Source organism: uncultured Aquincola sp. (assembly GCF_964001545.1).
Lineage (GTDB): Bacteria > Pseudomonadota > Gammaproteobacteria > Burkholderiales > Burkholderiaceae_C > Aquincola.
In genome coordinates this window covers 1-14,821 of the sequence record NZ_CAXFDV010000288.1, presented here as the reverse complement: position 1 = coordinate 14,821, position 14,821 = coordinate 1, and the positions used below count along the sequence as shown (strand labels likewise).

The window sequence follows — 14,821 nt, the reverse complement described above, 5'->3', positions numbered from 1 at the left end:
TTGCTAGCACTCGACACGCTTGAGTGCTAACACTCCAAAAGAGACCGACAGACGGGTTGGGGGCGCCTGCCGCCACGGCCCGTGAGCCCACCCAAAGTGTCATTGCACTAGGAGATCCCATGAAACTTCGTCCGTTGCACGATCGCGTGATCGTCAAGCGCCTGGAACAAGAAACCAAGACCGCCTCTGGCATCGTGATCCCCGACAACGCCGCCGAGAAGCCCGACCAGGGTGAAGTGCTGGCGGTTGGCCCCGGCAAGCGCAACGACAAGGGCGACTTCGTGGCCCTGAACATCAAGGTCGGCGACCGCGTGCTGTTCGGCAAGTACAGCGGCCAGACCGTCAAGGTCGACGGCGACGAACTGCTCGTCATGCGCGAAGAAGACCTCTTCGCCGTGGTCGAGAAGTAATCGGTCGTCCCCCTACTGAACAGAATTCGGAGTCATCAACATGGCAGCTAAAGACGTGATCTTCGGCGGCGAGGCCCGTGCCCGCATGGTCGAAGGCGTGAACATCCTGGCCAACGCGGTCAAGACCACCCTGGGCCCCAAGGGCCGCAACGTGGTGCTGGAGCGCTCGTTCGGCGCCCCCACCGTGACCAAGGACGGTGTGTCCGTGGCCAAGGAAATCGAGCTGAAGGACAAGCTCCAGAACATGGGCGCCCAGATGGTCAAGGAAGTGGCTTCCAAGACCTCGGACAACGCCGGTGACGGCACCACCACCGCCACCGTGCTGGCCCAGGCCATCGTGCGCGAAGGCATGAAGTACGTGGCCGCCGGCATGAACCCGATGGACCTCAAGCGCGGCATCGACAAGGCCGTGACGGCTCTGGTCGAGCAGCTGAAGTCGGCTTCCAAGGCCACCACCACCAGCAAGGAAATCGCGCAGGTCGGCTCCATCTCGGCCAACAGCGACGAATCCATCGGCAAGATCATCGCTGACGCGATGGACAAGGTCGGCAAGGAAGGCGTCATCACCGTCGAAGACGGCAAGAGCCTGGACAACGAGCTGGATGTCGTCGAAGGCATGCAGTTCGACCGCGGCTACCTGTCGCCCTACTTCATCAACAACCCCGAGAAGCAAGCCGCGCTGCTGGACAACCCGTTCGTCCTGCTGTTCGACAAGAAGATCTCGAACATCCGCGACCTGCTGCCCACGCTGGAACAAGTCGCCAAGGCCGGCCGTCCGCTGCTGATCATCGCTGAAGAAGTCGAAGGCGAAGCGCTGGCCACGCTGGTGGTCAACACCATCCGCGGCATCCTGAAGGTCGTGGCCGTCAAGGCGCCTGGCTTCGGCGACCGCCGCAAGGCCATGCTGGAAGACATCGCCATCCTGACCGGCGGCAAGGTCATCGCTGAAGAAGTGGGCCTGACGCTCGAGAAGGTGACGCTGGCCGACCTGGGCCAGGCCAAGCGCGTGGAAGTGGGCAAGGAAAACACCACCATCATCGATGGCGCCGGTGCCGCTGCCGACATCGAAGCCCGCGTCAAGCAGATCCGCATCCAGATCGAAGAAGCCACCAGCGACTACGACCGCGAGAAGCTGCAAGAGCGCGTGGCCAAGCTGGCCGGCGGCGTGGCCGTCATCAAGGTCGGTGCCGCCACCGAAGTCGAGATGAAGGAAAAGAAGGCCCGCGTGGAAGACGCGCTGCACGCTACCCGCGCTGCCGTGGAAGAAGGCATCGTGGCCGGTGGTGGCGTGGCCCTGCTGCGCGCCAAGCAAGCCGCTGGCGAGATCAAGGGCGACAACGCCGACCAGGAAGCCGGCGTCAAGCTGGTCCTGAAGGCCATCGAAGCCCCGCTGCGCGAAATCGTGGCCAACGCCGGTGGCGAGCCGAGCGTGGTGATCAACGCCGTGCTGGCTGGCAAGGGCAACTACGGTTTCAATGCCGCCAACGACACCTACGGCGACATGATCGAGATGGGCATCCTGGATCCCACCAAGGTCACCCGTACCGCGCTGCAGAACGCCGCTTCGGTCGCTTCGCTGATGCTGACCACCGAGTGCATGGTCGCTGAAGCCCCGAAGGACGAGTCCGCTGCGCCCGCCATGCCGGGTGGCATGGGCGGCATGGGCATGGACATGTAAGTCCAGGCCTTACAGCCTTCACGAAAAGCCCGCGGTGCAAGCCGCGGGCTTTTTCTTTGGTGCGCCCGGCAGGGCGCACCTACTTGGAGGTGCAAGTCCTCCACCAGCCCGGCAAGGGGAATGGTTAGCCGAAGGCAAGGGCTCCGCGGGCGACTGCGGGTCTGAAGGAAGCCGGATGGCAAAGCGCTGGCCTGACGAACAGGAAGCGGATACGAGGCGACGCGCTGGGGTGAGATGGCCAAATTCATCAAAGCCCGGTACTTGCACGGAACGGTGCGTCGTATATCCGACAGGCATAAGCGTGAAGGTGGGTGCGCAATACCCGGGGAGATCTGAGTGTGTGCCCGAAGGGGCTACCGGCGTCGAGAGGCGGCGGGATGCGCGCTCAGAAGTCAGCCGAGGCCATAGTAGGTGCCAGCACGGACCGAAGGGCTGAACGAGTAAGACCGAGAGTAGGACGATCGATCTTGACGCCTATCGATGATGCAGAAGCTGGCCTGGGCTGTTGCTCTGGGCAGGCCGAGCGCGAAGCAACCGGACGGAATCCGGGGAGTGCGCGCGACGGTGCGGAGATGGGCGCAGCGACGGACGGGCAAACGAAATCGGAGGGCTGCCGGCTCATGGAGCGGGTGGTCGAACGCAGCAACATGCAAAAGGCGTACAGCCAGGTCATGAGTAACCGCGGGGCGCCCGGCATCGACGGGCTGCGCTGCGAAGACCTCAAGGGCTGGCTGCAAAGCCATTGGCAAAGTGTGAAGGAGGCGCTGCTGGACGGCACGTACCTGCCACGCGCGGTGCGCCGAGTGGACATCCCCAAGCCGCAGGGCGGGGTCAGGACGCTGGGCGTGCCCACCGTGGTGGACAGGCTGATCCAGCAGGCGCTGCACCAGGTGATGCAACCGCTGTTCGAGCCGACGTTCTCGGAAGGGAGCTACGGCTTCCGCCCGGGACGCAGCGCGACGCAGGCAGTGGCTCAAGCCGCGAACTACATCCGGGGCGGCAAGCGCTGGGTGGTGGACATGGATCTGGAGAAATTCTTCGACCGTGTGAACCACGACGCGCTGATGCACCGGGTCGCCAGGCGGATCGACGACAGGCGCGTGCTGAAGTTGATCCGGCGCTTCCTGCAAGCGGGCCTGATGGACAACGGAGTCGAGACAGCGAGGACACAGGGCACGCCGCAAGGCGGACCGCTGTCACCGCTGCTGTCGAACATCCTGCTGACCGATCTGGACCGCGAACTGCAGCGGCGCGGACTGGACTTCTGCCGGTACGCGGACGACTGCAACATCTATGTGTCGAGCCAGCGGGCGGGACAACGCGTCATGGACGGGGTGACGAAGTTCCTCTGGGAACGGCTGAAGCTCACGGTGAATGCGACCAAGAGCGCGGTGGCACGGCCCTGGGGACGCAAGTTCCTGGGCTACAGCGTGACTGCGCACAAGGAGACCCGTCTGCGGATCGCGCCAGAAAGTCTTGCCCGCCTGAGGGCACGGGTCACCGACCTGTGTTTGAAGGGGCGCGGGCAACGCCTGGAGCGGACCATCGAGCAGCTGCGGCCGGTCCTGCGTGGCTGGATGGCCTACTTCCAGTACACGCAGGGACGACGGGCGCTCGAAGAGCTGGACACATGGGTGAGACGTCGCCTGCGCGTCATCGCCTGGAGACAGTGGAAGCGCCCGGCCACACGGGCATCGCGCTTGCGAGCGCTTGGCCTGGACGCGCATCGCGCGTGGAAGTCGAGCGTCAACGGTCGGGGTCCGTGGTGGAACGCGGGGGCCAAACACATGGTGGCGGCCATGCCGCCGAAGCACCTTGCCCGCATGGGGCTGGTCTCGCTGGTGGACATCCACCGGCAACTCCAGCGTCTTACTTGAACCGCCGGATGCGGACCCGCATGTCCGGTGGTGTGAGAGGGCTGAGGGGATAACCCCTCACCCTACTCAATGCCGCTGTTTTTCACCCTTTTTCCGCGTTTAGAGCCGCGGGGCGGCTGCCGAGAATGCGTCACTGGTCTGCCCCCGCCATGCCGCACCGCCCCACCCTGCCCCAGTTCGTCGAAGACGCACTGTCCCGCGCACCGCTGCTGATGCAGGAGGTGCTCGACGGCGTGGCCGCGATGACCCAGAGCCCGGTGCCGATGCTGCTGCCCGACGTGCAGCGGCTGGTGCGGCTGTACCGGGCCGACCTGGTGAGCCAGTTCACCCGCCAGCTGGCCACCTTGCTGCGGCCCCAGGCGCCCGCTGCCCGTGTACCCAACCGGCTGGCCACGCTGTCGCTGGTGGAAGACCAGGCCGTGACCGCCGACGTGGAGCTGGCGCGCAGCGTGGAAGCGGTGCGCGGTGCGGCCGACCACTCGCTGCGCGAGCTGCGCGCCTTCACCTCGGCGCTGGTGGGTGACCTGCACGTGGCGCGCGACACCAACCCGCTCAAGCCCGAGCTGTTCGTGCGGGCGCTGTGGCAGGCGCTGGGCGACCTGCCGGTGTCGCACCGGCTGCAGCTGGCCTTTTTGACCTGCGCCACCGCGCCGCTGGGCAAAGGGCTGCGCCTGTTCTACGCCGCGGCCTGCACCCGGCTGGAAGACGCAGGCGTGACGCCCAGCAGCTACCGCACCATCGTCACCGGCACCAGCTCGCGCAGCTGGCACCGCCAGAACCCGCCGCCCGACGACCTGGCCCGCCTGCGCCAGCAGCTGCCCGCGGGACCGGCCGCGCTGCTGCCCGCCGGCAGCGACGGCCTGGCGCTGCTGCCGCGCATCTTCGACACCATCTTGCAGGCCGGCGAGCTGCCTACCGACGTGCAGGCGCTGATGCAACGGCTGCAGCCGGTGGCGCTGCGCGTGGCGCAGCAGGACCCGACCACGCTGGACGCTTACACCCACCCGATCTGGGAATTGATGGACCGCATCGCCTTCCTGGCCGAGGTGCATGCGCAGCCGGGTGACCCGCAGCGCCAGCAGCTGCTGGCGCAGGCCGGCCAGCTGGTGGAAGCCATGGCGCAGGAAGAGCAGCCCGACGCGGCTTCCTTCCGCTGGGCGCTCAAGCGCCTGACCACCCAGGCGCAGCAGCAGTTCGACGAACGGCTGCAGGCGGCCGCCGATCACATCGCGACGCTGGAAACCCTGGGTCCGCAGTTTTCACCGACCACCGCCGAGGCGGGCCACAGCCTGCCGCTGGAAGCGCACACGCTGGCCACGGTGCAGTCGGCGCTGCTCGACAGCGCCAACTCCCAGGTGGCGGCCGGCGCCGCGCTGGTGGACGAACGCTGGCTGGACACGCAGCAACCCGGCCATTGGCTGCGGGTGTTCATCGACGGCCACTGGCGCATGCTGCAGCTGCTGTGGCATGCCGATGACCTGTGGCTGTTTGCCGAGCTGGCCCAGCCCACGCGCCAGACCTGGGCGCTGCGGCAGTCCGCCCTGGAGCGGCTGCACGCCGAAGGGCTGCTGCGCGAGCTGCGCCCGCGATCACTCGTGCGGCGCGCCGCTGCCCGGCTGCTGCGCCAGATCGCCCAGCGCGGCTGATTCGGCCGGCACCGGGGCCGCGTCGGCGGTTGATGCCTGCGAAGCCTCTTCGTCGGCCGCGGCCGCCGGCTTGCCCGCCGGATGTACCCAGTCATGCAGGGTTTCGGCCGCATCGCCCACGCCGCTGCGCTTGAGGGCCGAGAACAGGCTCAGGCTCACGTCGGCGTCGTCGGTGCTCACCTGGCCCAGCACCTCGGTGGCGCCGCGCACGGCGGCATCGGCTTCCTTGCGCGAGAGCTTGTCGGCCTTGGTCAGCAGCACCAGCAACTTGACCTCGCCGGTGCCCACCCGCGGCGCCACGAACTGCAGCAGCTGCTGGTCCAGCTCGGTGAAGCCCAGGCGCGAATCGACCATCAGCACCACGCCCGAGAGGCTGCGGCGCAGCTCCAGGTAGTCGGCCATCACCTGCTGCCAGCGCAGCTTGGCGGTGCGCGCCACCGCCGCGTAGCCATAACCCGGCAGGTCGGCGAACAGGCAGTCGGGTGCGTCCTTCGGGCCCAGGTGGAACAGGTTGATGTGCTGCGTGCGCCCCGGTGTCTTGGAGGCGAAGGCCAGCCGCTTTTGCTGCGCCAGCGTGTTGATGGCGGTGGACTTGCCGGCGTTGCTGCGCCCGACGAAGGCGATTTCAGGCAGCTCGGAGACAGGCAGCTGGTCGAGCTTGCTGGCCGTGGTGAGGAAGCGCGCGGTGTGCGTCCAGGCCAGTGCCGTGCGGGCGTCAGGTGATTCGGTCATCCGGCATTGTAAAATCTGAAGGTTTGAACCTCCAACGCCGCCGCCAAGACATGAAGTCGCTCATTGCCCTGATCTTTGCCGCCGCCTTGGCGCCCGCGTTCGCTGCAGAGGGCAGCGCACCCGCCGCCAAGCCCGACCTGACCAAGGGGCAAGCCATTGCGACGCAGGTGTGCGCGGCCTGCCACGCGGCCGATGGCAACCGCGGCAGCCCGGCCTACCCCATCCTGCAGGGCCAGCACCCGGAGTACCTGGCCAAGCAGCTGCACGAGTTCAAGGCCGGCAAGCGCAAGAACCCCATCATGCAGGGCTTTGCCGCGCAGCTGAGCGACGAAGACATGCGCAATGTGGCCGCCTTCTATGCCTCCAAGCAGGCCAAGCCGGGCTTTGCCACCAGCAAGGACACCGTCGCCCTGGGCGAAAGCATCTACCGCGGCGGCATTGCCGCCAAGGCCGTGCCGGCCTGCGCGGGCTGCCACAACCCCACCGGCGCCGGCATCCCTTCGCAGTACCCGCGCCTGGGCGGCCAGCACGGTGCCTACACGCAGGCGCAGCTGGCGGCCTTTGCCAGCGGCGCGCGCGCCAACAACCCTCAGATGATGGCCATTGCCAGCAAGATGAGCGAAGCCGAGATGAAGGCGGTGGCCGACTACATCGCCGGCCTGCGCTAAGACCCTGCCAGCGCCTCACGCCAAGGCCGGTCCACGACCGGCCTTTTTTCCGTCCGCACCATAATTTCCGCCATGAGCCTGCCCACCACCGGCCTTGAAGTCAGCAGCCGATCACGGGCGTGGCGCGACGCCGTCGAGCTGCTGTCCTCGATGCGCTTCGCCATCTCGCTGCTGACGGTGATCTGCATCGCCTCGGTCATCGGCACGGTGGTCAAGCAGCATGAGCCAGCGAACAACTACGTCAACCAGTTCGGCCCGTTCTGGGCCGACGTGTTCGGGGCGGTGGGCCTGTACGCGGTGTACAGCGCCTGGTGGTTCCTGCTGATCCTGGCTTTCCTGGTCACCTCCACCAGCCTGTGCATCGCCCGCAACCTGCCCAAGATCACGGCCGACCTGCGGGCCTACAAGGAAAACCTGCGCGAGCAGTCGCTCAACGCCTTCCACCACAAGGCCCAGGGCCGGCTGGCCGAGGGGCGCGACGCGGCCTACGCCCGCATCGGCAGCCTGCTGACCAGCAGCGGCTGGAAGGCCAAGGTGCAGATGCGCCCCGAAGGCACGATGATCGCGGCGCGCAAGGGCATGGCCAACAAGCTGGGCTACCTGGCGGCGCACGGCTCCATCGTGCTGATCTGCCTGGGCGGGCTGTTCGACGGCGACCTGATCGTGCGGGCGCAGATGGCGCTGCTGGGCAAAACGCCCTTCACCGGCGGCGGCATGCTGCGCGACGTGTCGGCCGACCACCGGCTGAGCGAGCGCAACCCCACCTTCCGCGCCAACCTGCTGGTGCCTGAAAACGGCCGCGCCGGCACGGCGCTGATCAGCATGTCCGACGGCGTGGTGCTGCAGGAGCTGCCCTTCGACATCGAGCTGAAGAAGTTCATCGTCGACTACTACGAAACGGGCATGCCCAAGCTGTTTGCCAGCGAGATCGTGATCCACGACCGCGAGACCGGCCAGGCCATCCCGGCCACGGTCAAGGTGAACCAACCCGCCTTCCACCGCGGCATCGCCATCTACCAGAGCAGCTTCGACGACGGCGGCTCGCGCCTGAAGCTGCATGCGCTGCCGCTGAAGGCCGGCACGCCGCCTTTCGACATCGAAGGCCGCGTGGGCGAAAGCACCACCCTGGCGAGCGCCGACCAGCAGCTGACGCTGGAGCTGGCCGGCCTGCGGGTGATCAACGTCGAGAACCTGGGCGCGGCCACCACCGGCCCCACCGACGTGCGCAAGGTCGACCTGGTCAGCTCGCTGGAAGAGCACCTGGGCTCAGGCGCCAAGACCAAGGCCGGCAAGACGCTGCACAACGTCGGCCCGTCGGTCTCGTACCGGCTGCGCGACAACGCAGGTCAGGCGCGTGAGTTCAACAACTACATGCTGCCGGTCGAGATCGACGGCCAGCGCGTGTACCTGGCCGGCGTGCGCGACACGCCGAACGAGAACTTCCGCTACCTGCGCATCCCGGTCGACGAGAAGGACTCGATGGACGGCTGGATGATGCTGCGCCGCGCCCTGACCGACCCCGCGCTGCGGGCCGAGGCGGTGCGCCGCTACGTGGCCAAGGCCACGCCGGCCGACAAGCCCGAGATGGCGCAGCAGCTGACCGTGACCACCGAACGGGTGCTGGGCCTGTTCTCCGGCGCCGAGGTGCCGGGCGCCAAGGACGACGCCAGCCAGGCCCCGGGCGGGCTGATGTCGCTGTCGCGCTTTCTGGAAACCACGGTGCCCGAGGCCGAGCGGCCGCGCATCTCGGAAGTGCTGCTGCGCATCCTCAACGGCGCGCTGTTCGAGCTGTACAACACCGCGCGTGAGCAGGCCGGCCTGAAGGCCGCCGAGCCGGGCGATGCCACGCAGGGCTTCATGTCGCTGGCGGTGCTGTCGCTGAGCGACAGCTTCCTCTACCCCTCGCCGGCGCTGCTGCAGCTGGCCGACTTCACCCAGGTGCAGGCCAGCGTGTTCCAGGTGGCCCGTGCCCCGGGCAAGACCCTGGTGTACATCGGCGCGGTTCTGCTCATCATCGGGGTCTTCGCCATGCTCTACGTGCGGGAACGCCGCCTGTGGATCTGGCTCCAAGACGATGGACAAGGCGGCACCCGCGTGAGCACGGCCCTGTCCACCACGCGGCGCACGCTGGACGCCGACCATGAGTTCGACCGCCTGAAGCACGACATCCTGAAGGACGCCGCATGAACACCACCACGCTCACCCTGCAGGGCTCGCGACGCTACGGCAGCCCCGGCGCATCCAACTGGATCTTCGCGCTGCTGGTGCTGGCCGGCACCGCCTTCGCCTTCCAGCGCTACAACGCGTCGATGGATGTGTACGAGAAGGCCATCCTCATCGGCGCCGCGCCGGTGATGATCGGCCTGGGCTGGTTCTGGGGCGCGCTGCGCGTGCTGAGCGTGGCAGTGGGCGCGGCCACGCTGCTGGCCATTGGCCTGTACAACCGCCACCTCGACAACTTCGGTGCCGACCTGGCGCAGGCCGACAACGTCTTCCTGCTCAAGTACTTCCTGTCCAGCCAGAGCGCCATCTTGTGGATGAGCGTGCTCTTCTTCATGAGCACCATCTTCTACTGGATCGGCTTTTTCGTGCGGGCCGACGACAACACCGCGCAGCGCATCGGCTCGCGCATGGCCTGGGCCGCGGTGTTCATGGCCCTGGTGGGCACCATGGTGCGCTGGTTCGAAAGCCACCAGATCGCGCCCGACATCGGCCACATCCCGGTCAGCAACCTGTACGAAGTGTTCGTGCTGTTCTGCTGGATGACGGCGCTGTTCTACCTGTACTTCGAGCAGCACTACCGCACCCGTGCGCTGGGCGCCTTCGTGATGCTGGTGGTCAGCGCGGCGGTGGGCTTCCTGCTCTGGTACACCGTGGTGCGTGAGGCGCACGAGATCCAGCCGCTGGTGCCCGCGCTGCAAAGCTGGTGGATGAAGCTGCACGTGCCGGCCAACTTCATCGGCTACGGCACCTTCGCGCTGTCGGCCATGGTGGCCTTTGCCTACCTCATCAAGCAGCAGGCGTCGGAAACCCGCTGGTACAAGCTGGCGCCGCTGTGGCTGCTGGGCGTGGTGCTGTGCTTCGAGCCCATCGTCTTCCGCCAGGGCGCGGCCGGCAGCGCCAGCAGCACCTACTGGATGGTGTATTTCGGCATCAGCGCGCTCATCGTCGCCGGCATCCTGATGGCGCGCCGTCGCATCGCCGCCCGCCTGCCCGCCTTCGAACTGCTGGACGACGTGATGTACAAGTCCATCGCGGTGGGCTTTGCCTTCTTCACCGTGGCCACCATCCTGGGCGCTTTCTGGGCGGCCGAGGCCTGGGGCGGCTACTGGAGCTGGGACCCGAAAGAAACCTGGGCGCTGATCGTCTGGCTGAACTACGCGGCCTGGCTGCACATGCGGCTGATGAAGGGCCTGCGCGGCGTGCCGTCGGCCTGGTGGGCCCTGGTGGGCCTGGCCGTCACCACCTTCGCGTTTCTGGGTGTGAACATGTTCCTGTCGGGCTTGCACTCGTACGGTGAACTGTGAAGTTGCATCCGGGACACTGAACCCGGCGTAAGGATCGAGGGTCCACCCCGACAGACAGCCACAGGGTGAGGCCCGCTCACCCGGCTGAATGGACGGAGTCACCTCGCATGCATTTCCACAAAGACCGCGGCTTCCAGCACCGCATCGCCTCCGAGATCACGCCGCAGGCGGTGTACGAGGAGCGCCGCCGCTGGATCCAGATGGCCGCCGCCGGTGCCGCGCTGGCGGCCGGCGCTGGCCACCTGGGCCGCGCCCACGCGCAGACGGTGGCGGCGCCCGGCAAGCTGGCCAAGCTGCCCGCGGTGCGCAGCGCCGTGGCCGGCGCCAACACCATGGAAAAGCCGACGGCCTACGAGGACGTCACCACCTACAACAACTTCTACGAATTCGGCACCGACAAGGCCGACCCGGCGCGCAACGCCACCAAGTTCAAGACCACGCCATGGACGGTGGCGGTGGAAGGCGAGGTGAAAAAGCCCAAGGTCTACGACCTGGCCGAGCTGCTGAAGCTGGCGCCGATGGAAGAGCGCATCTACCGCATGCGTTGCGTGGAAGGCTGGTCGATGGTGGTGCCCTGGGTGGGCTACTCGCTGGCCGAGCTGATCAAGCAGGTGGAGCCCACCGGCAATGCCAAGTTCGTGGAGTTCGTGACGCTGGCCGACCCCAAGCAGATGCCCTACGTGGGCACGCGCGTGCTGGAGTGGCCGTACGTGGAAGGCCTGCGCATGGACGAGGCCATGCACCCGCTGACGCTGCTGAGCTTCGGCCTGTATGGCGAGGTGCTGCCCAACCAGAACGGTGCGCCGGTACGCCTGACCGTGCCCTGGAAGTACGGCTTCAAGTCGGCCAAGTCGCTGGTCAAGATCCGCTTCGTGGACAAGCAGCCCACCAGCAGCTGGACCAAGGCGGCGCAGCAGGAATACGGCTTTTACTCCAACGTGAACCCCAAGGTGGACCATCCGCGCTGGAGCCAGGCCACCGAGCGCCGCATCGGCGAAGGCCTGTTCGCCAAGCGCCGGCCCACGCTGATGTTCAACGGCTATGAGCCGCAGGTGGGCCAGCTGTACGCGGGCATGGACCTGGCCAAGAACTTCTGACCGTGACCACCACCGCCCCTGCCCGCACCGGCGCCCCCCGCGCCCGCCCCTGGTTGATGCACCCGGCCGTCAAGCCGGCGGTGTTCATCGCCAGCCTTCTGCCGCTGGCCTGGCTGGTGTGGGGCGCCGTGGCCAACACCCTGGGCCCCAACCCGGCCGAGGCGCTGATCCGCGGCACCGGCGACTGGACGCTGCGCTTTTTGTGCCTGACGCTGGCCATCACCCCGCTGCGGCACTGGTTCAGCCAGCCGGCGCTGGTGCGGCTGCGGCGCATGCTGGGCCTGTTCACCTTTTTCTACGGCGTGCTGCACTTCCTGTGCTACGCCTGGCTGGACATGGGCCTGGTCCTGCCCGACATCCTGACCGACATCGCCAAGCGGCCGTTCATCCTGGTGGGCACCGCTGCGCTGTTGCTGATGGCGCCGCTGGCCGCCACCTCGTTCAACCGCGCGATCAAGGCGATGGGCGGCAAGCGCTGGCAGGCGCTGCACAAGGCCATCTACGCGGTGGTGCTGCTGGGGCTGCTGCACTTCTTCTGGATGCGGGCGGCCAAGCACAACTTCGGCGAGTGGTCGGTCTACGCCGGCATCGTGGCCGTGCTGCTGGGCGACCGCTTGCTGCGATCACGCCGAAAGGCCTGAGCAACCAGCCGGCCAGCGAGCCAAGGCACGCTGCATGCTTGCAGCGGCCGCATGGCCTCCCCCACTGCAACCCTTCCCCCGGCTGAACGCCACACCTTGCTGGACGACGCGCAGGCCTTGCTGGCCGGCACGCTGTTCGTGGCGCTGGGGCTGACGATGTACGAGCATGCCGGCCTCATCACCGGCGGCGTGGCGGGGGCGGCCTTCCTGCTGAGCTACGCCACCGGCTGGTCGTTCGGCCTGCTGTTCTTCGTGCTGAACGTGCCGTTCTACTGGCTGGCCTGGAAGCGGCTGGGCCCGGCCTTCACCTTCAAGACCTTCCTGGCCATCGGCCTGGTGTCGGTGTTCACCGCGATGGCGCCGAAGGTGGTGAGCTTCGACCGGCTGCACCCCGTGGTGGCGGCGGTGCTGGGCGGCATTCTGGTGGGCTTTGGCCTGCTGGCGCTGCTGCGCCACCGCGCGAGCGTGGGCGGCGTCAACATCCTGGCGCAGTACCTGCAGGAACGCCGCCGCTGGAGCGCCGGCAAGGTGCAGCTGGTGATCGACGGGCTGATCGTGCTGGCCGCGATGCTGGTGCTGCCGCCGCAGCGCATCCTGCTGTCCGTACTGGGTGTGGTGGCGCTCAGCGGTGTGCTGATGATGAACCACCGCCCCGGGCGCTACCTGGGCGTGTGACCGGCGCCGCCTCCGCACAAGCCCTGAGGAACCGGCGGCCGGCGGCGGCAGTCCAGGCAAGGCGCCGGGGCCGGCGGCCCATGCACCCGGAAGCAGCATGCAGGCAGGCCCGCGACGTGCTTAGCAGGCTGCAGCAGTTGCCAAGGGGAACCCGCATGCACGTGAACAGGAATGCCGTGTCACCTTGCCCGGTACCGCGCCACCGGGCGCTGGAAGTGTTGCCGGGCCGCGCGCGCGATGCGCTGGCCGATGCGCTCCATCATCTGGACGAGGCGGAGCTGCAGGATCAGCCCGCCATCCTGGCCCTGGCGCTGGCCCAGGTGGGCCGCTGTTACCGTCGCATGGGCGACGGCGCCACCGCCGAGTGGTACCTGCAGCAGGGCCTGCGCAAGGCACGCACCCTGTGTGCGCCGGAAGCGTGCATCGAGCTGCTGTGCGACCTGGCCGAGCTGGTGTCCATCCTGGCCACCGAGATCTGCCGCGACGACCCCCGCGGCGCCCATGCGGTGCGTGAACGCGCCCGCGACCACGGCTATGAAGCCGCCCAGATGGTCAGCCTGATGGGCGACTGGGAATGGGAAGCCGCGGTGCTGCAGCGGGTGAGCCGCGTGCTGGACCGCTGCGGCGACGTGGACGACGCGGCCGCGCTGCGCGAGCGGGCCGGCATGCTGCGGGCGCGCGACCTGCGCACGCTGACCGCCGCGAACGACGCATCCAGCTGGGCGCGGTCGGCGCAGTAGGCCGACCGCCTGCTGACGACTGGCGCCCCAACACCGGCGATTCCCGCCTACTGGCGCCGGAGCACCGGCGAGCCTCGCCTACTGGCGCCCCAACACGGGCGCCAGGGCTTTGCCCGTATGGCTGCCCGCCAGCACCACCTGCTCGGGCGTGCCGGCCACCACGATGCGGCCGCCGGCATCGCCGCCTTCCGGCCCCAGGTCGATCACCCAGTCCGCCTCGGCGATCACGTCCAGGTCGTGCTCGATCACCACCACGCTGTGGCCGCCCTGCACCAGCCGGTGCAGCACATGGATCAGGCGCTCCACGTCGGCCATGTGCAGGCCCACGGTGGGTTCATCCAGCACATACAGCGTGTGCGGCGCCTTCTGGCCGCGGCGGCCCACTTCATCCCTGACTTTGCTCAGCTCGGTCACCAGCTTGATGCGCTGCGCCTCGCCGCCGCTCAGCGTGGGTGAAGGCTGGCCCAGCGTCAGGTAGCCCAGGCCCACGTCCTTGAGCAGCTGCAGCGGGTGCGCGATGGCCGGCATCGAGGCGAAGAACTCCACCGCCTCGTCCACCTCCATGTTCAGCACGTCGCCGATGCTCTTGCCGCGCCAGCTCACCGCCAGCGTCTCGGGGTTGAAGCGCTGGCCGTGGCACACGTCGCAAGGCAGCTTCACGTCGGGCAGGAAGCTCATCTCGATGGTGCGCATGCCCTGGCCTTCGCAGGCCGGGCAGCGGCCTTCACCGGTGTTGAAGCTGAAGCGCCCCGGCCCGTAGCCGCGCGCCTTGGCCTCCAGCGTTTCGCTGAACAGCCGCCGCACCGCGTCCCAGAAGCCGATGTAGGTGGCCGGGCAGCTGCGCGGCGTCTTGCCGATGGGCGTCTGGTCCACTTCCAGCACGCGGTCCACCGCGGTCCAGCCTTCCAGCGCCTCGCAGCCCTGCAGCGGCGGCGCCTTGCCCTTGTTGCGCACACCGTGCTGCACCAGCGCCTGCACGTTGTGCAGCAGCACGTCGCGCGCCATCGTGCTCTTGCCCGAACCGCTGACGCCGGTGATGGCCACCAGCCGGTGCAGCGGCACGTCCACGTCGATCTGCTTGAGGTTGTGCAGGTCGGCACCGCGCAGCTGCAGCCGCGGCGTGTCGTCCA

The 14,821-nt window shown here is 67.9% G+C and carries 12 protein-coding genes and 1 pseudogene; 11 read left to right on the top strand and 2 right to left on the bottom strand.

Translation table 11 applies throughout. The features are described from left to right. Positions 1-119 precede the first annotated feature (119 nt). The 4 genes from groES to ABNT58_RS10170 all read left to right on the top strand — a co-directional run bounded on the left by groES (position 120) and on the right by ABNT58_RS10170 (position 5,611). Positions 120-410 carry a co-chaperone GroES gene (groES, locus tag ABNT58_RS10185; RefSeq protein ID WP_054018942.1) on the top strand — a complete coding sequence of 97 codons (291 nt, stop codon included), beginning with the start codon at positions 120-122 and terminating at the stop codon, positions 408-410. 40 nt (positions 411-450) lie between these two features. After that, positions 451-2,088: a chaperonin GroEL gene (groL, locus tag ABNT58_RS10180; RefSeq protein WP_348753369.1), complete on the top strand. Its 1,638-nt coding sequence runs from the start codon at positions 451-453 to the stop codon at positions 2,086-2,088. Between the two features lie 467 nt (positions 2,089-2,555). Further along, the gene (ltrA, locus tag ABNT58_RS10175) at positions 2,556-3,965 is read left to right on the top strand and encodes a group II intron reverse transcriptase/maturase (RefSeq protein WP_348753368.1); all 1,410 of its coding nucleotides are present in this window, start codon (positions 2,556-2,558) and stop codon (positions 3,963-3,965) included. A 149-nt stretch (positions 3,966-4,114) separates the two neighbouring features. After that, entirely contained in the window at positions 4,115-5,611 is a 1,497-nt protein-coding gene (locus tag ABNT58_RS10170; RefSeq protein WP_348753367.1) for a DUF1631 family protein, read from the top strand. Here the strand turns inward: ABNT58_RS10170 and yihA are convergent. Beyond that, complete coding sequence (yihA, locus tag ABNT58_RS10165) at positions 5,555-6,343, bottom strand: ribosome biogenesis GTP-binding protein YihA/YsxC (RefSeq protein WP_348753366.1); 789 nt, start codon at positions 6,341-6,343, stop codon at positions 5,555-5,557. The genes ABNT58_RS10170 and yihA overlap by 57 nt on opposite strands. Positions 6,344-6,393: 50 nt before the next feature. Between yihA and ABNT58_RS10160 the strand changes: the two genes are divergently transcribed. From ABNT58_RS10160 to ABNT58_RS10130, 7 genes are all read left to right on the top strand, one after another. Then, on the top strand, positions 6,394-7,011 hold the full coding sequence (locus tag ABNT58_RS10160; RefSeq protein WP_348753365.1) for a c-type cytochrome: 618 nt from the start codon (positions 6,394-6,396) through the stop codon (positions 7,009-7,011). A gap of 72 nt (positions 7,012-7,083) precedes the next feature. Then, positions 7,084-9,198 (top strand): cytochrome c biogenesis protein ResB, encoded by a 2,115-nt coding sequence (locus ABNT58_RS10155; protein WP_348753364.1) that lies wholly within the window; start codon positions 7,084-7,086, stop codon positions 9,196-9,198. Beyond that, entirely contained in the window at positions 9,195-10,538 is a 1,344-nt protein-coding gene (ccsB, locus tag ABNT58_RS10150; protein ID WP_348753363.1) for a c-type cytochrome biogenesis protein CcsB, read from the top strand. Before ABNT58_RS10155 ends, ccsB begins: the two co-directional genes overlap by 4 nt. A gap of 107 nt (positions 10,539-10,645) precedes the next feature. After that, positions 10,646-11,635 (top strand): protein-methionine-sulfoxide reductase catalytic subunit MsrP, encoded by a 990-nt coding sequence (gene msrP, locus ABNT58_RS10145; RefSeq protein WP_348753362.1) that lies wholly within the window; start codon positions 10,646-10,648, stop codon positions 11,633-11,635. A gap of 56 nt (positions 11,636-11,691) precedes the next feature. Further along, complete coding sequence (locus tag ABNT58_RS10140) at positions 11,692-12,276, top strand: protein-methionine-sulfoxide reductase heme-binding subunit MsrQ (RefSeq protein WP_348753370.1); 585 nt, start codon at positions 11,692-11,694, stop codon at positions 12,274-12,276. Between the two features lie 51 nt (positions 12,277-12,327). Then, positions 12,328-12,951 (top strand): YitT family protein, encoded by a 624-nt coding sequence (locus tag ABNT58_RS10135; protein WP_348753361.1) that lies wholly within the window; start codon positions 12,328-12,330, stop codon positions 12,949-12,951. Between the two features lie 155 nt (positions 12,952-13,106). Continuing rightward, a complete protein-coding gene (locus tag ABNT58_RS10130) occupies positions 13,107-13,691 on the top strand; it encodes a hypothetical protein (RefSeq protein WP_348753360.1) in 585 nt (194 codons plus the stop codon). Between the two features lie 78 nt (positions 13,692-13,769). Here the strand turns inward: ABNT58_RS10130 and ABNT58_RS10125 are convergent. Beyond that, a pseudogene (locus tag ABNT58_RS10125) lies at positions 13,770-14,821 on the bottom strand (excinuclease ABC subunit A); the annotation flags it as partial.